Source organism: Seonamhaeicola sp. S2-3, from assembly GCF_001971785.1.
Lineage (GTDB): Bacteria > Bacteroidota > Bacteroidia > Flavobacteriales > Flavobacteriaceae > Seonamhaeicola.
This window is the reverse complement of the sequence record NZ_CP019389.1, coordinates 2,042,938-2,062,393: the sequence shown is the minus strand read 5'-3', so window position 1 is coordinate 2,062,393 and position 19,456 is coordinate 2,042,938. Positions and strand designations below refer to the sequence as shown.

The window sequence follows — 19,456 nt, the reverse complement described above, 5'->3', positions numbered from 1 at the left end:
CTTGTTGTTTCTTCTTAATTTATATTTCAGCAAAAACTGCTTTTAAATCTGCTTTTAAATCTGCTAAATCTTCAATACCCACAGATAAACGAATTAGATCTGGTGTAACACCTGCCGATGCTTGCTCTTCTTCATTTAATTGTTGGTGTGTTGTACTTGCCGGATGGATTATTAAAGATTTAGTATCGCCAATATTAGCTAGCAAAGAAAATAACTTGGTTTTATCGGCAATGGTTTTAGCAGCTTCAAAACCGCCTTTAGCACCAAAGGTTACAATTCCGCTTTGACCTTTTGGCAAATATTTATCGGCTAATGCTTTGTATTTGCTACTTTCTAATCCTGGATAGTTTACCCAAGCCACTTCTGGTTGCTCTTCTAGCCATTTTGCTAAAGCTAAGGCATTTTCACTATGTTTCTTAATTCTAACTGATAAGGTTTCTAAACCTTGTATGATGTTAAATGCGTTAGTTGGACTCATAGCGCCTCCAAAATCACGCAAACCTTCTAAAATTAATTTGAAAGTGTATGAAGCAGCTCCTAAAGTTTCGTAATATTTTAAACCGTGATAACCTGCTGATGGTTCTGTAAATTCTGGGAATTTCCCGTTTGACCAATCGAAATTACCACCATCAATAATAGCGCCTCCAAGCGATGTTCCTTGACCGCCAATATATTTTGTTAATGAGTGAATTACAATATTTGCACCGTGTTTTATTGGATTTAAAAGTGCTGGTGTTGCCACCGTATTATCAACAATAAATGGCACCCCGGCCGCCTTAGAATGTTCGGCAATGGCTTCTAAATCTAGCACATCTAATTTTGGATTTCCTAAAGATTCTACAAAAAAGGCACGTGTATTATCTTGAACCGCTTCTGCAAAACTATCAGGATTAGATCCATCTACAAAAGTTGTTGTAATACCTAATCTAGGCAAAGTAACACTTAACAAATTGTAAGTACCTCCATATAAACTACTAGATGCTACAATGTGGTCTCCAGCTTTTAAAAGTGTTAACAAACCTGTTGAAATAGCTGCCGTACCAGAAGCAAATACCACAGCGCCTATACCGCCTTCTACAGCAGCTAAACGTTCTTGTAATATTTGGTTGGTTGGATTATTTAAACGTGTGTAAATAAAACCTAACTCCTGTAATGAAAATAGGTTAGCAGCATGCTCAGAATCGTTAAAAACATACGAAGTTGTTTGGTAAATAGGTACGGCTCTGGTTCCTCCTGTTGCTTTTACATCATGACCCGCGTGTAATGCGTTTGTTTCTAATTTTAAATCGCTCATTTTTCTAATTTTTTTTTGATTTATTTTATTATATAAATTCAAAAGCCAAAATGCGTTATTACTAACGTACTTACCATAGAAAAATGTTACAAAGAAATTTTAAAAATTACAGGAAGTAATTTTGTTAAGTTATCTATCCAAACACCAATAAATGAATTGGTAGTTTAAGTAGAATTTAGCACCTTCTTTAATAAGTTTAAAGGGTTGCTAAGGTTTCATTGGGTCTAATCCCTCCACCTTTCTTGATAACATTTCAATACGTGAGTTGAACTTTTGTTTTGCAAATATTGGTTCAGAAAAATTAAAATCCTAATTTTTTATTGAAAAAATTTTTTAGTTTCAATTCAAACTCTGTTCAAATTTATCTTTAATTATATCTTCTATAGGCCTACTTTCAATTTTAGATTCTAACCAAGAGATTATGTCTAAATACAGGAATGCTCTACTTTCATAAGGATCATTTTCAAACTCTTTAAGCTTTTTATGAAGCTTAATGAACTCATTTTTTACATCTTGTGGATAAATATCTCCAAGGTTACGTAAAAACTTAATGAACTCTTTTTGTACTTCATACAAGTCTTCCATTTTAATTAAAAACTTATAAGTGCTTTTTATAAGTACATCTAAGTTATAATCTAAACCTGCTTCGTAGTGTGCTACTAAATTTAAAATTCTTGAGAAACATAATAAATCTTCGCGCATATGCAATGATTTATTACTAATTATCTTATCTAAAAACCGTATACATCCTTTATTATCGCCCGCACCAAAATACATACTTGCTATCTTGTAATATAATACCATTACATGGTGCTCATCAATTCGGTTTCTGTAATTTTTAAGTTTTACTAAGACTTCATCAATTAATGATAAGCCTTCTTTAAAACTTCCTTCTATAAAATGTAAATTAAATTTATTGGTATAGATATAAAGAAAAGCCAACCCGTCAATATTATCATCTACAGGAAACCATTTTTCTTTAGTAACCGTTTCTAATTTTTCTAAATATTCTTTAAATTTTTTATACTTACGCAGATAAAATAAGGATTCTAACAAATAGTGATTCCCTCTCATAAAGAATACCGGATTGAGCACAATCATATCTTTATTATCATAAAAAAGTGTAACCCATCTTAAGGCGTATTTGTAACAAGACAAAAAATCTTGGGTTAAAAAGCTGTACCACAAATGAGCTTTGTAAAGCCACAACTTTTCTCTAAATCCCAATGTATTAATATCATATTCTGGCAAACGAGCATGAAAATATTCTGTAATACGTTTGTGCTCTGAGTCATTTTTAACATAGCCAGTTTTTAAAAACAAGCCATACAATTGCAACGACAAATTAGAGAGCTTACTAGCCACCACATTTTGTTGGCTTAATTCTTTGGCTTGTATGGTTAATTCATCGGCTCTATTACTTAAACTTCGGGTAATATATTGTGACTCTATGACTTTTTCTAAATCTACAATCTCATAGGCTATATTTTTTTCTTCATTAGCAATAGCCATGTTTTTTGCCTTCTCAAGAATTTTTAAACTTTGTTTATACAATCCTTTATGATATAAAATGGTAGCAAAATCTAACTGTTCTCTAATTTGAATTCTAGCGTCTTTATGCGATGGATTTAACCGCAAACTAATTAAAATTTGCTTATACAAATGCGCTTTTAAATTAGAAAGTTGTTGTTTTTTTACAATGCCTTTTTTTAAAATAGTTGCCTCATCATATTTTTGTAATTTATCTAAAATATTAAACAGGGTTAAAAATTTAGAGTCTTCGTTTACCCCCAATCTACCCACATAAAGCTTAAACTGCCTTTTCTCTGATTTAGACAGTGACTTTACCAATACAAACAAATTATCTTTTTGCTCTCTTGTCATAGTTACAAAAACAAGTTTAAATTACTGAATAACAACTAATTAACTTAATACAGAAGTAGTTAAACATCGTAAAAAAGTATATAAAGTTACGTGTTTTACGAAACCAAAATATACATTCGTAAAAGAATTAGAAAATATATTTTAAATAAATGTCTGATAATAAGGTTCAAATTTTTGATACTACGTTGCGCGATGGCGAGCAAGTACCTGGATGTAAGTTAAATACAGAACAGAAATTAGTTATTGCTGAACAGCTTGATCAATTAGGTGTTGATATCATTGAAGCTGGTTTTCCTGTTTCTAGTCCTGGCGACTTTAAATCGGTTGAAGAAATTTCTAAAATTGTAAAATCAGCAACCGTTTGTGGATTAACACGCTCTGTTGAAAATGATATAAAAGTGGCTGCTGAAGCATTAAAACATGCTAAAACTCCTAGAATCCATACAGGAATAGGCACTTCAGAATCTCATATAAAATTCAAATTTAAATCTAATCAAGAAGCCATAATAGAACGTGCTGTAAAAGCTGTAAGTTATGCAAAATCTTTTGTAGAAGATGTAGAATTTTATGCCGAAGATGCTGGTAGAACAGATAACGAATATTTAGCAAGAGTTTGTGAAGCGGTAATTAAAGCTGGTGCTACAGTTTTAAACATTCCAGATACTACGGGATACTGTTTACCAAGTGAATATGGTGCTAAAATTAAATACTTAAAAGAAAATGTTAAAGGTATAGATAAAGCTATTCTATCATGCCATTGCCATAACGATTTAGGTTTAGCAACTGCCAATTCAATTGAAGGTGTAATTAATGGTGCACGTCAAATTGAATGTACTATTAACGGTATTGGTGAACGCGCAGGAAACACTGCTTTAGAAGAAGTAGTAATGATTTTAAGACAACACCCTTACCTAAATTTAGATACCAAAATTAAATCTGAAATGCTTTATGGCATTAGCCAGTTAGTGTCTGACAGTATGGGTATTTACACACAACCAAACAAAGCTATTGTTGGTGCTAATGCCTTTGCTCATAGCTCTGGAATTCATCAAGATGGGGTTATTAAAAACCGTGAAACTTACGAAATTATAGATCCTAAAGCTGTTGGTGTAACAGAATCTGCTATTGTGTTAACTGCAAGAAGCGGAAGAGCTGCCTTAGCATATAGAGCTAAAAATATTGGGTATGAATTAACAAAACTTCAGTTAGATGAAGTTTATAGTAAATTCTTAGAATTTGCCGATAAGAAAAAAGAAATTGACGATAGTGATATTCATCAAATAATTGAGTCGACTTCCGTTTATAACGAAATTACGTCGTCTTAAATATTATAACATAAAAAGGGATGAAGTTAAACATAGCTGTTTTACCAGGTGATGGCATAGGACCCGAAGTCACTGCTCAAGCCGTCAAGGTTTTGAAAGCTATTGCTATGGAGTTTAACCATGTGTTCACTTTCAACGAGGCATTAGTTGGCGCCAGCGCCATTGATAAAACGGGCAACCCCCTACCAGAAGAAACCATTAGCATTTGCGATAAAGCAGATGCTATTTTATTTGGTGCTATTGGTAATACTAAATATGATGATAACCCTACTGCTGAAATAAGACCAGAACAAGGTTTATTAGGACTTAGAAAGACCTTCGACCTTTACACCAATATAAGACCCGTAATTGCTTACGAAGATTTACTAAACAAATCCTCATTAAAAATTAAGCAAATTAAGGGTACCGATATTCTTATTTATAGAGAATTAGCCAGTGGTATTTATTTTGGCGAAAAGAAATTTAGTGATACCGAAGCCTCTGATATTTGTGTTTATAAACGTTCTGAAATTGAACGTATTGCACATTTAGCATTTAAAGCTGCACAGGGCAGAAAACGTAAATTAACTTTGGTAGATAAAGCCAATGTACTAGCTAGTTCTAGACTTTGGCGTAGTGTAGTAACAGAAATTGCTGCAGAATACCCAGATGTTGCATTAAATTGTTTGTTTGTTGATAATGCCGCTATGGAACTCATTATCAACCCACGCCAGTTTGATGTTATTTTAACAGAGAATATGTTTGGTGATATCCTTTCAGAAGAAGCCAGTGTTATTGTTGGCTCTATTGGATTATTAGCTTCGGCTTCTATTGGCGAAAAACACGTTATGTTTGAGCCTATTCACGGTGCATATTCTAAGGCTACCAATAAAGGAATTGCCAACCCAATTGCTTCTATTTTAAGTGCCGCTATGTTGCTAGAACATTTTGGATTGTATGATGAAGCCTCTTTAGTAAGAGATGGTGTAGATAAATCGTTGAAGTTACACATTACAACACCCGATTTAAACACTAAATACGATAATATTAGTACTAGTAAAGTGGGTGATTTTATAGAAGATTTTATAAACAACCCAGACGAAACCAACTTAAACTTTACAAACATACATTTAGGACAGTCAACTATCATTTAATTATTATTTGAGTTAGTCGCCAATACACAATTAAACTAAAGACGTCCGTATAGAAAGAGCATCATTTAGGTGCTCTTTTTCTTGTTTATTGGTCTTACGAATAGTGTGTTTGAATAATTAATTTAGTAAATACAAACCGAACAGAAAATACACGAAATTCTTCGTTAGTAAACAATAATTACTTACAGTCCTTACAGTTGCTAACTATTTTTGTTTTAGTCTTTTTTTTATTCTCAATTTCTTTCATAGGTGAGTCACTTAGATAAGGAACTTTTGCAGAAGGAACATATTTACTTGTACTTATTAAGTGTGTTTCTTGGTCATCGAAGAAAATATGCGCTCCGAACGCTTTCAATACTTTATCCTTTGATAAGCCTCCTAAAAAATATGCCTCATCTACATAAACCCCCCATTTACGAAGTGTTTTTATTACTCTCATATGACTAGGTGCATTTCTCGCTGTAACTATTGCAATCCGTAAAGGTGTCAATTCAATTGTTGTTGGCAAATGCTCTTGAATTTTAGAAAGTTTGATTAGAAGTTTAGCAAAAGGACCTTCGTTTAAAGGTTCTTCTTCGTGTTCTAACTCATACTTATGAAAAGCATCTAGCCCTTCTGTTTTATTCCTTAGTTCGGATTCATCACTAAAAATAACTGCGTCTGCATCAAATGCTATTTTTACTCTATTATCATTTTCATCAAAAGATTTAGGTGGAGCATATATAGTTGCAGCAGCACAAGCTTTTGAATCAATAACAGTTTGAACATCTTTGTCATCTTTTGACAGAAACAAATCAACATCAAAAGCATCAATATAAGGCGCCAATGGTTCTCCTCCAGATAGAGCAACTCTTGTTATTTTTAAGTTATGTTTTTTTAAAGAGTTCAAAATCCTCACTCCAGTTTCAGGGCTGTTGCGAGACATAACAATAACTTCTACAATTTCTTTATCTGCTTGATTGTTCAGTTCAAGTAAACTCTTTACAAGATAAAATGCTGAACCAGGCTGTAAAAGTTCGTTTTCGTGTTCTAACTGGTATTTTCTATAACCTTCAATTCCTTCTTTGTTAAAGATAGCATTTTCTTCTTCAAGATTAAATAAAGCTCGAGAAGAAACCCCAATCACTAAAATATCTGAAAAGTTTACTGGCATATTCTTAGTTTTAATTGACTATAACAACTTAATATAAAATCGTTTTTATTTTACATCTAAGCTAAACGAAAATAGTTGAAAATTTTTACAAAACCAAGTAAGGTTTTAACTAAGACACTACCAAGTATTAAATAATGCTATATTTGGTCTATGCAACTTAATCTGGCTTTGTTAAAACATTACAAAACACCTTTACTAATTACACTTATTAGTTGCGGGCTATTTTTTGTATTTGCTTATAATTTAGAACGCACACAATATTTAAAGCTAGTTACCTTATACACTGCGCTATTTGGGTTGTTCTATTGGTTAATAAAAAAGCATAGCAACAACTTAAAGTTTTTAACTCTTATAGCTTTTCTATTTAGAGCGGTTTTTATTTTGGCTATCCCTAATTTATCACAGGATTTTTACCGTTTTATTTGGGATGGCAACATGACAATTCTGGGTTTTAATCCTTATTTATCTACTCCAGAATACCAGATATCTCAAGGTTTTTTAAATGATTTCCCTAATAAAATGGAATTGTATGAAGGCATGGGCAAACTTAACGCTAGTCATTTTACCAATTACCCTCCTATTAATCAATTTTGTTTTGTGCTTGCAAATTTATTTCCCGGAACAAGCATTTTAAGTTCTGTAATTGGACTACGACTTATTATTATAGCTGCCGATTTTGGAACCCTTTACTTTGGCAAAAAGCTTTTACAAATACTTAAACTACCTGCTCATCATATTTTTTGGTATATTTTAAATCCGTTTATCATTATAGAACTTACAGGAAACTTACACTTTGAAGGTGTTATGATTTTCTTTTTAATTTGGAGTTTATATTTATTGGTTTCAGGTAGGTGGATATGGGCTGCGGTGGTTTTAGCCTTATCTATTTCTACAAAGTTAATTCCGTTAATATTTTTGCCTTTAGTTTTTCAGTGGTTTATTTCAAATACTACAAGTAACAAACAAGGAATAACAAAACTTATTTTATTTTATACTATTGTTGGTGGTGTAACGCTTTTGCTTTTTGCACCATTTTTTTCAAGTCAATTTATTTCAAACTACACCGAAACTGTAGCACTTTGGCTTCAAAACTTTGAGTTTAATGCAAGCCTATACTATATTGCTCGGGAAATTGGTTATGCCCTTACAGGCTATAACCAAATTGCCATTATTGGAAAAATAATCCCACTTGTAGTTATTTTATTTGTGCTTATTATCTCCTTTTTTAGAAAGAACAAAACGCCTATAACACTTATTACTGCTATGTTGCTGGTATTAAGTTTTTATTACTTTACAGCCACCACAGTACACCCTTGGTATGTTGCTACCTTACTTGCTTTGAATGTTTTTACCAAGTATAAGTTTCCTTTAGTGTGGAGCTTTGTTATTATTTTAAGTTATTTGGCATACATACAAACAGGAAATGCCAATAAGCATGAAAACCTTATTGTTATAACTATAGAATACCTTATTGTGTATGGTGTATTCTTTTGGGATGTTTATAAAAATAAACTTAAAGCAAAGTGAGCGACTCTATTCTATAAATTACAGAATCATCTAAATCATCAAAAACTTCTGAGTAGGTGAGTTTAAATGTTTTGTCTATAAAAGATTCATCTTCTTTTAAATTGTACTTATACAATGCTTTTGGGTGAACTTCTTCAAAAGAAAGTTCGTCTCCATTGTCAAACCAAAATGTATAATAACCATCTTGATAAGACTTAAAAACCGCGGTTTTCATCTAACTAATCAAAATCAATATTACTAATCTGCTTCTTTATCAAAATCTGCTTCTGGAGCAGGTGGTGTACTTGTTGTTATATCATCCGTTTCATCTTCATCACCAAAATCTTGCATTGCCTGTACTAAACGCTTTCCTACCTTTACCAAATAAATGGTATCTTCTGTTCTCACTTCAACAGCTTCTATAACTTCATTTTTAGCATTTCTAAATGAAATTATATCGTCATCATCATAACCGTCTGGAAACTTCTCTACAAGAAGATTCAAGATATCTTCATTCAATTTTTGGTAATCTACAATTTTACGTATCATTTTACTTTGGGGTTATTTTTAAAACAAATACTAAAAATAATAGGTTCAATTTAAAAAATATTTCTGAAACTCAAACATAAAATTTTTAACCAATGCATTAAAATTAAACTTAGCACAAATGAAACACAAAAAAGTGTACCATAATATTATGTAATTGTTAAGTTTATTTAGAAAGTAAAAACACCCTAATTAAGATTGGTTTATAGCATTTGAAGCATTGATAGTTCTTCTTTAGAAAGGTGTTTCCAGTGCCCACGCGGAATGTCTTTTTTGGTAAGATGTGCAATGGCAACACAATCTATACTTATAACATCATAGTTAAAATAATCAAAAATGGTACGAATAATGGTGTTACCAGTATTCTTTATTTTTAAACCAATTTCTTTTTTTGAAGCACCTTCAATATAACTAATTTCTTCTACTGAAATGAGTTTTCCTTGAATTTTAAAACCGTTTTGGATTTTCTTTAAATCTTCTAGCTTTAAATTTTTATCTAATTCTATATGAAATAGACGAGGCACGCCATTTTTAGAGTTTTTAAATTTATTTTCAATTTCAAGGTCATTGGTAAACAATAGCAAGCCTTTAGAGTTTCTACCTAAACGCCCAATAGGCTTTATTCTTGAAGAAGTAGCATTAGCAACTAAATCCATAACGGTACGTCCTTTCCCTTCGCTAGTGGTAGTTGCAAATCCTTTAGGTTTATTTAAAAGTACATAAGCTTTTTTCTCTGGGTTTACTCTAGCGCCATCATAACGAACCTCATCTGTAGGTTTTACTTTGTAACCCATTTCTGTTACTACTTTACCGTTTACTGACACTAAGCCCGTAGCTATATGAACATCGGCCTCTCTACGAGAACAAATACCAGCATTAGCAATGTATTTATTTAACCTAATTTCATTGCTGTTTGATTTTTTGGCGGAAGCACTTGTTTTTGATACTCCTTTAGATTTATTTTTATTAAATCTTCCTGAAGGTTTTCCTTGTCCTTTACCTTGTTGCTTGCTCATAAACGCTAATTTTTTGCAAAGATATACTTTAATTTACGATTGACGATTTTTGACTACCTATTTATAATTTTTATCTCTGTTAACTAAAATAAAATTTAAGACGAAACCCACGTTAGAGTTTACTCATACTGTTTACTTTGATAAATAAGACATTGTGAATGCTTTTTGTAGCTAGTTAGCCTGTAACACAGAAAGCCCAAAACTTTTAAATTCGGTTTAAAATAACGCTTACATCAATTAGTAAAATACTAAACACCCCTGCTAACAAAATAAATTTTAAAATATTATGAAGTATGAGATAATGAATTTTTGTTTTAGAACGCCAGAGTATGACTAAAAAAAGAACAAGTAGCACAATACCCAAATAAAAGAATATATACATGTGTCCTATTTGAAAACGAAAAAGCAAAAGATAAGTAGGCACTAATGTTAATACTGCTAATGTTGTAAGCATTATTTTAGAAGCTTTTTCTCCGTAAGTTATGGGTATGGTATGGTAATTCTGAGCTAAATCGCCTTTTATGTTTTCTAAATCTTTGGTAAGTTCTCTCATAGAGATTATTAAAAACAAGTAAGTAGCATGCACAAAAATGACGGTTTCATAATTTTTGTAATACATAAAAATGGCAAAAAATGGTGTTATAGTTAATGTTGCCGATGTTAAATTACCTATAAATGGCAATCTTTTAAGCTTGTGTGAATAAAACCAAATACCAAAAATGTAAAGAGAAAAGAATACTACGGCTTTAAAAGACACATAACTTGCCATAATTACTGCCAAAAAATTAAGTACAAAATAAAAGGATAGTTTGGTATTTTGGCTTACCAACCTATCTAACTTTGACTTTATGGGGCGATTGATTAAATCTTTTTCTGAATCGTAAAAACTATTAATAATGTAACCACCAGCTATAGTAGCTGCAGATGCTAGAACTAACATAAATAAATTTACATCAAACACAACACCTTTTAAGGGTATATTGGGTGCAAGAATATATATAGATGTTAGGTATTGAGCAATTACAATTACCAAAATATTATAGCCTCTAATAACAGAAAACATACTAAAGAATTTTAGTAAAATATGTTTCTGTTGTCTTGATAGCATAGAAACTAAATTTGATGAGAACCTGAAATATATTCAGGATAAAATAAAGCTATTAGAAATTATAAACTACTTCTAATTTATGACCCGCAAGTGCTTGTTTTGCTTTTTGTAAATCTTCTGTAAAACCAAGAATGTAACCTCCGCCACCAGAGCCACAAAGTTTTAAATAGTAATCATTGGTTTCCAGTCCTTTTTTCCAAAGGTCATGAAATTGCTTTGGTATCATAGGTTTAAAATGGTTGAGCACCACTTTAGACAACTGTTTAGTATTTGAAAACAACGATTTTATATCGCCCTTTAAGAAATCTTCAACACAAGCATCAGTATGTTTTATAAATTGATTTTTAATCATTTTACGAAATCCTTCTTGCTTCATGTTTTCCATAAAAATCCTAATCATAGGCGCGGTTTCACCAATCATACCACTATCTAATAAAAACACAGCACCTTTGCCATCAGTTTTTTGCGATGGAATTCCGGTAGCTTCTATATTGTCTTTTGAATTTATAAGAATAGGAATGCTTAAATAACTATTTAACGGATCTAAACCTGAAGACTTGCCATGAAAAAAAGATTCCATTGCCGAAAAAATTGCTTTTAATTTAAGCAGTTTTTCTCGCGTTAAATTTTCAAGAACGGTAATTTTATCTTGTGCATACTTATCATAAATAGCTGCTACTAGAGCACCACTACTACCCACACCATAACCTTGAGGAATGGAAGAATCAAAGTACATACCAGCTTCAACATGCTTGTTTAAGGCCTCTAAATCAAACGTAACCAAACTAGCATCTAAAGTTTCTAAATATTGAGTAAACTTCTTTAAACTTTCGTTTGATTTTTTTGCTTTTCCAGAAAGATTCTTATCCGTTTTTAATGCCCCATTGTAAAAACTATAAGGAATAGATAAACCTTTGGAGTCTTTAATGATACCATACTCTCCAAAGAGTAATATTTTAGAATAAAAAAGTGGTCCTTTCATAGTTTCAACTGAAAATTAACAATTTATAATTGATAATTATTTTAGTTTTGAGGTTTTACAACATTATCTTTCTTCATTATCAATTATCAACTACTCATTGTTAATTGTTTAGCCCCAAAGCCTATTTGATCACAAATATACTGCCCATTTTGACAATATGCAACTAATTCATTTTTAATGAATTCTATAACTTGTTCGCGTTCATTTTGAGGATATAACACATGCACGTTAGCTCCTGCATCTAAGGTAAAACATATTTTTGATTTTGTTTCAGTTCTATACGCCCATATTTTATTAATAATTTGTAAAGTATTAGGTTTCATTAAAATAAAATAGGGTAAGCTAGTCATCATCATAGCATGTAAAGTTAGCGCCTCACTTTCTACAATATTTATAAAAGCATATAAATCACCTTCTTTAAACACCTTTATTAACTGAGAAAGGTTATTATGTGCTTGTTGAAAACGCTGTTCTGCAAAAGGGTGGTTATGCATTAACCCGTGACCTACCGTACTACTTACTTGTTTTTCGCCTTTATCTACTAATAAAATAGTGTCTTGATAATTTTTAAAATTTTCATGAACCTCAAATGGGTACTTAACACCAAATAAATTAGAACTATTGGTAATTTCATTATGTGCTCCCCAGACTACTAAATCGCCTTCAATACTTCTACAAGCACTTCCAGAGCCTAAACGTGCTAAAAAGGAGGCTTTTTGATTGAAATAATTGCTAGTTATTTCTACTTCACTCAAAGAACGTTCAACACTCATTAAACATAAAGCTAAAGCACTCATACCAGAAGCAGAAGACGCTATTCCTGAACTGTGAGGAAACGTATTGGTAGTTTCTATTACAAAATGATAATTTTTAATAAATGGAACATACTGCACAATACGCTTAAAAAAGGTGTCTATTTTAGGCTTGAAACTGTCTTTTTTTTCATCATTTAAAAATACTTCAAATGAAAAATTATTAGAGGTTTCTTTTTTAGAATAACTCAATTTAGTGGTGGTTTTACAACCGCTAAGGGTAAAACTTATAGAAGGGTTAGCTGGAATTTGGTTTTCTTTTTTTCCCCAGTATTTCACTAAAGCAATATTACTTGGAGACTCCCAAGTTACGCTTCCGTTTGCACTGGTTTTATATGCTTCTTTTGGTATAAAATCGTTTACAGTCATTTAAGTTATTTGAGATGTCAAAGATAACAACTTTAGCACGGTTTTATAATTTCTAGCAGTAGAAGTAGTTTTTAGCTTGTTTTCAAAAAAATTATTGCTGCATTTAGCTTTACCGTAACCAATAGTACAATAAAAATAAATACAATTAGGCGTAATTAGAAACTCTTCATTAGGGTAAGATGTAGCAGTGAGTTTTTCTACAAAATTTTTATCTGGATTGGTAAACAAAAATGTAAAATAACTATGCTCTTTTTTTTCTTGTGGAAACGGACAATCATTAAATATTTGTTTTAATTCACTTGGTAAAATCACCAAAACAGGTACTTCAAATCTAAAATGTGCTTTTATGGCCTCTTGAATTTTTAAAGCCAAAGCGTCTTCATTTGTTTCTGAAGAATTAAAAATAACATTCCCACTTTGAATATAGGTTCTCACTTCTTTAAAGCCTTTTTTCTCTAGTAACTCACAAAGTTCTGCCATAGGAATTCGCTTTTGTCCGCCAACATTAATTCCCCTTAAAAGCGCTATGAAAGTTTTCATTTAATTTGAAATATTTTTAGCAACAATGTAAGCTCCTGTCCATGCGTTTTGAAAATTAAACCCACCCGTAATGGCATCAATATTTAACACCTCTCCTGCAAAATAAAGGTTTTTATGTAGCTTACTTTCAAAGGTTTTAAAGTTAACTTCTTTTAAATCTACGCCACCTGCTGTAACAAATTCCTCTTTAAAAGTACTTTTACCATCAACATTAAATACAGCCTTGGTTAATTGAGTTGCCAAGGTCTCTAACTGCTTTTTATTTATTTCTGCCCATTTAGTGCTCTCATCAATAGTTGATGCTAATACCAATTGTTGCCATAATCTTTTAGGCAATTCAAACTGTGAAAATTTAAAAACTGTTTTTTTGGCTAATGCTTGTTTAATGTCTTTTAAAGCACCTAAACACTCCTGAAAATCTTGCTTTATGAAATTAATTTCAATTTGAAATTTATAATTTTTTTCAGCTAATTCTATAGCGCCCCAAGCCGATAGTTTTAAAATGGCTGGTGCGCTAAAACCAACATGCGTTATAAGCAGTGGTCCCTGAGATTCTAATTTAGAACTTAAAACCTTAACCAAAACATCTTGAGCCACCACGCCAGGGATGTTTTTAATACGTTTATCATTTACATTAAAAGTAAACAATGAAGGTACAGGTTTTACAATATGATGATTCAATTTTTCTAATAACCGCCATACTTTTGGGCTACTTCCGGTAGCAACCACAATGTTTTTAGCATGAAAATTATTGGTATTGGTTTTTATCTCCCAAAACTCTTGATGTTTATTGATAGATTGAACTGTGGTACTGTAAAAAACAGCTACCTTATGCTTGTTAGCTTCTGTTAAAAAACAATCAATTATAGTTTGAGAAGAATTAGATTCTGGAAACATGCGTCCGTCTTCTTCAATTTTTAGGGCAACTCCGCGCTTTTCAAACCATGCAATAGTATCTCCAGTCATAAACTGATGAAATGGCCCTAGTAATTCTTTTTCGCCTCTTGGATAATTTTGAACCAACTCTGAAGGCATAAATTCTGCATGTGTTACATTGCAACGCCCTCCACCAGAAACTTTTACTTTTTGCAAACCTTCTTTACTTTTCTCTAAGATAGCTATCCGTAAATCAGGATTTATTTCTGCTACATTTATTGCTGCAAAAAAACCAGCTGCACCACCTCCAATTATTATAACATCATAATATTCCATAAATAAAAAAATCAATGTAAATTTAGCATTTAAATCTACTATATGCTTAAACAATCGTTCTTATTTCTTTTAGCCTTATCAACATCCTGTAATACAGGGAAATTAAAATTTATAAATGATTTGCCTAATGATTTAAAGGAAGTTTCTGGTACTGAAATTATTGAAAACTCCAATGTAATTTGGATGCTAAATGATAGCGGAAACAAACCGTTATTATATAGTTTAAATACCAAAGGAGAAATTATTAGCGAGTTGAAAATTAATGCTAAAAACCATGATTGGGAAGATTTAACATCAGACTCTCAAGGAAATCTTTATATAGGCGACTTTGGTAATAACAACAACAAAAGAGATAACTTAGCCATTTTAAAGGTTAACAAAACTGCTTTAAAAGAAGGTAAAAAAGTGGATGTTGAACGTATTAGCTTTAAGTTTAAAAATCAAACAAAATTCCCGCCTAAAAAGAAAAAAATGTTTTTTGACTGCGAAGCCTTTTTTCATTACAATGATAGCTTGTATTTATTTACAAAAAGTCGTGTAAAAAATAACTTTGGAAAAACCAATCTTTACAAGCTGCCTGCAACAAAAGGCAATCATGTTGCAGAATTAGTAGGGTCTTTTAACACTTGTAATGAATCTGATTGCTGGATTACCTCTGCAGACATAAGTAATGATGGTAAACAGATGGTGTTATTAACACCTAAATCTGTTTGGGTATTCTCTAACTTTAAAGGTGACGACTTTTTTAATGGCGATGTAACCGAAATACCTTTTGATTACATCTCACAAAAAGAAGGCATTTGCTTTAAAGATAACAACACTTTATTAATTACAGATGAAAAAGCCCATGGCGAAGGAGGTAATTTATACAAATTAAGCCTTAATTAAAACCCAAAACCTAGTTTGAAAGCTAAAAGCACACCGTCATCACTATTAAAAGCCGATAAATTTAAAGTTATCACATCTGCTGCATTTGCAAAAACGCCACCGCCTATAGAGGTATTCAAAACATTAGAATGATTTTCTTTGTACCAAACACGACCATAATCAAAACCACCGTAAACGCCAAAATTTAATGGCAACAACCCCGTTTTAATTTTTCTAAGGTTTAAGCGCAAGTCTGTACTTTGCACAAAGGAAGACATCCCTGTAAAACGTTCATTTCTGTAACCTCGTAATCCGCTATTTGCACCAATGTTAGCGCCTTGGTAAAATTCTATATCATCTTCATCACCAATATTTATATGCGCTTTTACTTTAGAAGCCAAAACTAATTGCCCACTTGGTATTACCTTATAATCAATACCCAACGAAGGGATAAAATACCCAAAACTCTTTGAATTATCTATGTTTGTTGTGTAACCTAATTGAAAATTAGATTCCATACCTAAAGTAGGAAAGGCTTCGTTATCTTTATTATGATAACTATATTCCATTTTAGCACCTAAAAACGTATTATTAGTTTCAATATTATCGCCTATAAATTCATTTATAAATCGACCTTCGGTTTCTTCTACTTCAATAGATTCATAGTTAAGTCCTATTTTAAAGCTAGCTCCTAACTCACCTTTCCATATCAATGCTGGTGAAAATTTTAAGGTTTGCAATTTTACTCTGTTATAGTTTAAACCTACATCTAAACCATCATTTTCATCAGCCTCTGGGTTGTTTGTTTCATTACCAAAACCAAAAAAGTTAATGGCATAATTAGGACTTGTAAATCTTACATTTAATTGAAGGTTCATATTACCAACTACATTAGCAAATTCTGCATTGTACGCAACATCATAGCCGTTTGTTGCAAAATAGTATGCGCCAGAAACAGTATGTTGTGATGTAAATGGATTTCTAGCAAAACCGTAATGTGTATAAGTATTTATAAAGCCTATTTTTAATCCATCATCAGGATTAGCCCCTATTGTTGGAATAAATTGATTGGTATTACTTTTAGGCTTGGTATAATCATAAATATTGGTTTCATAATTATCTGTTAGCTTTTTAATTCCTTTATTTGTAGCGAAGGTGTTTTTCTTAGTTTTATAATCGTAAATTTTTATTTTTTTACCGTTTTCTATGGTATAAACATCGTTATTTTGCCCACCCACTAAACGCATTTTAATTAAATTATCACCTTCGCCAAAAACTTTAAATACATCTTCATCATCTATTCCATAGACCCAAACTTCTTTGGTTTCATTAGCATTGAATAGTTTCTCATAAAACACATCTGCCTTTTTGCCTTTTTTAATTCTATACCCAGTAACTTTAGTATTTCCGTTAGGCATTCTTTCAATTTCAAAAAAATCATCCTTATCGGTACCCGTTACAAGCACATATTTATTTAAAGCATGGTAATAACGATTTGCTATTTGGGGTAGGTTTTTAAGTCTTTGTTTTAAAATTTGTTTGATTTTTAAAATTGTTTGGGTTTGTACTTCTTTAGGAAATTCTTTAAAAGCCTTATCTATAACATCATCTGTAATATGCTCTTGAATGTATAAGGCTTGTTCTTGCCACTGTTTTAAAGTTGTTTTGTTAAGCAGCATCATATCTAATGAAAACGGGCTATAATTAAAACCTTTTACATTTCTAATATCTTCATTAAAACCTTCCATTAATTTTAAAGGCGGAATCACCCTAGTTGCAAAATTCATTAAGGCACCATCTCCCATTATTGAAAAAGCTTGATCTCTATCTCTTGGAATGGGTTTGTAAATTATTTTTCCAGAAGCTTTATCTTTAAACTCGGCCCATCGCCACTGGTCTATATGTCTATCCCAATCTCCAATAGCCATATCAAATAAACGTGCTCTTAAAAACATGATATCATCTACCTCATATTTTTCGTCCTTACGCAGTTTTTTAATTAAATCATCAGTACTTTCTATTTTGTTAGAATATCCAAAACTTTTAAGATTTCCATGACCATCAGAAACATGCTCTTCTATCATATACAATTCATCCCCAAAATTAGTATTAAATTGTCCTAAAGCATCTTGTTTAGGCACGTAATACAACACAGGATTGGTGTGGTATAAACCTACAGCATCTGACAGTTCTCCAGTTACAAATGGCGCATAAGGATGAGAGCCTGTATAGAAATCTTGCAATAACCGTTCTGTTAAAGTATTATCGAACTGCCCTTCAATATATTGATCTTTAAAAGCCATAGCTTGCAGGTACACAACCGCACTTTTTCTTATAGCCCGCATAACATAGCGTTTACCCGCTTTATCTTTTAAGTGTAATGATTTTGATTGATGTCCGCCTCCTTTTCTAAATGGTTTTAAACCTCCAAATAGTGTATCTAAATTTACCGTTGGTGCATTAACTTTAACACCGTAATATTCTCTGTAACGATCTCCCCAAACGGTTTTATAAAACTTGCTTTTATGTACTTCTTCTTTGGTATAAACAGATGCTTTTACTTCTTTAGGAAAAGAGGCATTGTATTTAGCTGTATGTTCTTTTTCATCTTCTGAATAAACTTGATTTTGGTATATAAGCTCATTGTTTTTAGCAGAATAAAACCTAACATAAGATGATCCATCTTTTAAAACATCTAATCTTGCATACCCTAATGCACTTGATGAAAATTCACCAGATACATTTCTGGTAGCAGTTGATTTAGAGCCTGCACCACTAATTATTTGTGGTAAATTATCTTTTACCAAATATTGTAAACCGTGTTCATGCCCAGACACAAAAATAACTTTATCATTTTCTTGAGCTAAAGTAACTATACGTTTTTTAAGCGTGTTATATTTTTTATTTTGAATATCTGCCGGAGAAACGCCACTGGTTTTTCTGAGTATATTTTTTAATGTTCCTAAAATTGGCAAAGGTGTTAAATGAGATTTAAAAGAATATTGCCCCCCATGAGGCCCATTAGTAAACATAGGGTGATGTATGGCTAAAACCGTAGTCTTTCCTCGGGCTTTTTTTATTAAACCCTCTAGTTCTTCAAAAAATTTAGCTCTGGTTTTAATTTCGCAATCATCGTTCATGGTTGGGTGTTTATCCCAATTTGTTATATACCATTCTGAATCTATTATTATTAAAACAATATCATCTGATATATCAACTTTTTCTATTGGGCATCCATCTTCTGGTAAAAAGGTGTTTTTCCCTAACCTTTCTTCTATATATTTTTCTTGACGTTTGAGTCCTTTTAAACCATTATTATACCAATCATGATTACCCGGAATAAAAATAGCATCGCCTTTAAAATCTTTAACAATATCTGTTTGAACATTTAACTGATGTTCTGCAAATGCTCTGTTTTTTGATTTTTTAGCAGGCATTCCTTTTGGGTAAATATTATCACCTAAAAACAATACTGTACTATGTTTTGATGCCTTTTTTAGTTCTTCACCTAAAACTTCAACTGTGGGCGACTTACTTCCTATTGGCGAATTACCAGCATCTCCAATTAAGTAAAAAGAATGTATAATATCTTCTTCTTGAAAATTGCCTGTAACCACAACGCCTTTATATTGAGCTTTATAGGTAGCACAATTATTTAATAATATAAGTGAAATGAAAATTAAAAATAACCTTAAATGATGCGTCATTT

Annotated in this window: 16 protein-coding genes and 1 riboswitch; of the genes, 4 read left to right on the top strand and 12 right to left on the bottom strand. The window is 31.7% G+C overall.

Features of this window, described 5'->3' with window-relative positions:
* Window positions 1–19: 19 nt before the first annotated feature.
* Entirely contained in the window at window positions 20–1,294 is a 1,275-nt protein-coding gene (locus tag BWZ22_RS09385; protein ID WP_076699582.1) for an O-acetylhomoserine aminocarboxypropyltransferase/cysteine synthase family protein, read from the bottom strand.
* A 126-nt stretch (window positions 1,295–1,420) separates the two neighbouring features.
* A riboswitch (SAM riboswitch) is annotated at window positions 1,421–1,546 on the bottom strand.
* Between the two features lie 87 nt (window positions 1,547–1,633).
* Window positions 1,634–3,178, bottom strand: a complete 1,545-nt coding sequence (locus tag BWZ22_RS09380) for a hypothetical protein (protein ID WP_076699580.1) — start codon at window positions 3,176–3,178, stop codon at window positions 1,634–1,636.
* A 149-nt stretch (window positions 3,179–3,327) separates the two neighbouring features.
* On the opposite strand from BWZ22_RS09380, the gene BWZ22_RS09375 reads away from it, so the two are divergent.
* Both BWZ22_RS09375 and leuB read left to right on the top strand, forming a co-directional pair.
* The gene (locus BWZ22_RS09375; RefSeq protein WP_076699579.1) at window positions 3,328–4,503 is read left to right on the top strand and encodes a 2-isopropylmalate synthase; all 1,176 of its coding nucleotides are present in this window, start codon (window positions 3,328–3,330) and stop codon (window positions 4,501–4,503) included.
* A 20-nt stretch (window positions 4,504–4,523) separates the two neighbouring features.
* Window positions 4,524–5,636, top strand: a complete 1,113-nt coding sequence (gene leuB / locus BWZ22_RS09370; protein ID WP_076699577.1) for a 3-isopropylmalate dehydrogenase — start codon at window positions 4,524–4,526, stop codon at window positions 5,634–5,636.
* A 178-nt stretch (window positions 5,637–5,814) separates the two neighbouring features.
* Here leuB and BWZ22_RS09365 read toward each other — a convergent pair whose 3' ends face one another.
* Entirely contained in the window at window positions 5,815–6,789 is a 975-nt protein-coding gene (locus tag BWZ22_RS09365) for a 5'-nucleotidase (protein WP_076699576.1), read from the bottom strand.
* Between the two features lie 150 nt (window positions 6,790–6,939).
* Between BWZ22_RS09365 and BWZ22_RS09360 the strand changes: the two genes are divergently transcribed.
* Complete coding sequence (locus BWZ22_RS09360) at window positions 6,940–8,316, top strand: mannosyltransferase (RefSeq protein WP_076699574.1); 1,377 nt, start codon at window positions 6,940–6,942, stop codon at window positions 8,314–8,316.
* Here the strand turns inward: BWZ22_RS09360 and BWZ22_RS09355 are convergent.
* From BWZ22_RS09355 to BWZ22_RS09320, 8 genes are all read right to left on the bottom strand, one after another.
* On the bottom strand, window positions 8,303–8,530 hold the full coding sequence (locus BWZ22_RS09355) for a hypothetical protein (RefSeq protein ID WP_076699573.1): 228 nt from the start codon (window positions 8,528–8,530) through the stop codon (window positions 8,303–8,305). The genes BWZ22_RS09360 and BWZ22_RS09355 overlap by 14 nt on opposite strands.
* A gap of 23 nt (window positions 8,531–8,553) precedes the next feature.
* On the bottom strand, window positions 8,554–8,844 hold the full coding sequence (locus BWZ22_RS09350) for a hypothetical protein (protein WP_076699571.1): 291 nt from the start codon (window positions 8,842–8,844) through the stop codon (window positions 8,554–8,556).
* A 200-nt stretch (window positions 8,845–9,044) separates the two neighbouring features.
* Window positions 9,045–9,857 carry a pseudouridine synthase gene (locus BWZ22_RS09345; RefSeq protein WP_076699570.1) on the bottom strand — a complete coding sequence of 271 codons (813 nt, stop codon included), beginning with the start codon at window positions 9,855–9,857 and terminating at the stop codon, window positions 9,045–9,047.
* A 205-nt stretch (window positions 9,858–10,062) separates the two neighbouring features.
* Window positions 10,063–10,965: a geranylgeranylglycerol-phosphate geranylgeranyltransferase gene (locus tag BWZ22_RS09340; protein ID WP_076699568.1), complete on the bottom strand. Its 903-nt coding sequence runs from the start codon at window positions 10,963–10,965 to the stop codon at window positions 10,063–10,065.
* A gap of 52 nt (window positions 10,966–11,017) precedes the next feature.
* A complete protein-coding gene (locus BWZ22_RS09335; RefSeq protein WP_076699567.1) occupies window positions 11,018–11,947 on the bottom strand; it encodes a mevalonate kinase in 930 nt (309 codons plus the stop codon).
* 86 nt (window positions 11,948–12,033) lie between these two features.
* Window positions 12,034–13,128, bottom strand: a complete 1,095-nt coding sequence (locus BWZ22_RS09330; RefSeq protein ID WP_076699565.1) for a diphosphomevalonate/mevalonate 3,5-bisphosphate decarboxylase family protein — start codon at window positions 13,126–13,128, stop codon at window positions 12,034–12,036.
* A complete protein-coding gene (locus tag BWZ22_RS09325; RefSeq protein WP_076699564.1) occupies window positions 13,129–13,668 on the bottom strand; it encodes a DUF1697 domain-containing protein in 540 nt (179 codons plus the stop codon).
* Window positions 13,669–14,880 carry an NAD(P)/FAD-dependent oxidoreductase gene (locus BWZ22_RS09320; RefSeq protein ID WP_076699563.1) on the bottom strand — a complete coding sequence of 404 codons (1,212 nt, stop codon included), beginning with the start codon at window positions 14,878–14,880 and terminating at the stop codon, window positions 13,669–13,671.
* A 42-nt stretch (window positions 14,881–14,922) separates the two neighbouring features.
* Here BWZ22_RS09320 and BWZ22_RS09315 point away from each other — a divergent pair, with 42 nt between their 5' ends.
* Window positions 14,923–15,768, top strand: a complete 846-nt coding sequence (locus tag BWZ22_RS09315; protein WP_076699562.1) for a hypothetical protein — start codon at window positions 14,923–14,925, stop codon at window positions 15,766–15,768.
* Here the strand turns inward: BWZ22_RS09315 and BWZ22_RS09310 are convergent.
* The gene (locus BWZ22_RS09310) at window positions 15,765–19,454 is read right to left on the bottom strand and encodes a metallophosphoesterase (RefSeq protein WP_076699560.1); all 3,690 of its coding nucleotides are present in this window, start codon (window positions 19,452–19,454) and stop codon (window positions 15,765–15,767) included. The two genes, BWZ22_RS09315 and BWZ22_RS09310, sit on opposite strands and share 4 nt — an antisense overlap.
* Between the last annotated feature and the right edge of the window lie 2 nt (window positions 19,455–19,456).

What these genes read in the sequence shown, in the direction of transcription:
- BWZ22_RS09385 (WP_076699582.1), bottom strand. Translation starts at nt 1,294, where the DNA reads ATGAGCGATTTAAAATTAGAAACAAACGCATTACACGCGGGTCATGAT.
- BWZ22_RS09380 (WP_076699580.1), bottom strand. Translation starts at nt 3,178, where the DNA reads ATGACAAGAGAGCAAAAAGATAATTTGTTTGTATTGGTAAAGTCACTG.
- BWZ22_RS09375 (WP_076699579.1), top strand. Translation starts at nt 3,328, where the DNA reads ATGTCTGATAATAAGGTTCAAATTTTTGATACTACGTTGCGCGATGGC.
- leuB (WP_076699577.1), top strand. Translation starts at nt 4,524, where the DNA reads ATGAAGTTAAACATAGCTGTTTTACCAGGTGATGGCATAGGACCCGAA.
- BWZ22_RS09365 (WP_076699576.1), bottom strand. Translation starts at nt 6,789, where the DNA reads ATGCCAGTAAACTTTTCAGATATTTTAGTGATTGGGGTTTCTTCTCGA.
- BWZ22_RS09360 (WP_076699574.1), top strand. Translation starts at nt 6,940, where the DNA reads ATGCAACTTAATCTGGCTTTGTTAAAACATTACAAAACACCTTTACTA.
- BWZ22_RS09355 (WP_076699573.1), bottom strand. Translation starts at nt 8,530, where the DNA reads ATGAAAACCGCGGTTTTTAAGTCTTATCAAGATGGTTATTATACATTT.
- BWZ22_RS09350 (WP_076699571.1), bottom strand. Translation starts at nt 8,844, where the DNA reads ATGATACGTAAAATTGTAGATTACCAAAAATTGAATGAAGATATCTTG.
- BWZ22_RS09345 (WP_076699570.1), bottom strand. Translation starts at nt 9,857, where the DNA reads ATGAGCAAGCAACAAGGTAAAGGACAAGGAAAACCTTCAGGAAGATTT.
- BWZ22_RS09340 (WP_076699568.1), bottom strand. Translation starts at nt 10,965, where the DNA reads ATGCTATCAAGACAACAGAAACATATTTTACTAAAATTCTTTAGTATG.
- BWZ22_RS09335 (WP_076699567.1), bottom strand. Translation starts at nt 11,947, where the DNA reads ATGAAAGGACCACTTTTTTATTCTAAAATATTACTCTTTGGAGAGTAT.
- BWZ22_RS09330 (WP_076699565.1), bottom strand. Translation starts at nt 13,128, where the DNA reads ATGACTGTAAACGATTTTATACCAAAAGAAGCATATAAAACCAGTGCA.
- BWZ22_RS09325 (WP_076699564.1), bottom strand. Translation starts at nt 13,668, where the DNA reads ATGAAAACTTTCATAGCGCTTTTAAGGGGAATTAATGTTGGCGGACAA.
- BWZ22_RS09320 (WP_076699563.1), bottom strand. Translation starts at nt 14,880, where the DNA reads ATGGAATATTATGATGTTATAATAATTGGAGGTGGTGCAGCTGGTTTT.
- BWZ22_RS09315 (WP_076699562.1), top strand. Translation starts at nt 14,923, where the DNA reads ATGCTTAAACAATCGTTCTTATTTCTTTTAGCCTTATCAACATCCTGT.
- BWZ22_RS09310 (WP_076699560.1), bottom strand. Translation starts at nt 19,454, where the DNA reads ATGACGCATCATTTAAGGTTATTTTTAATTTTCATTTCACTTATATTA.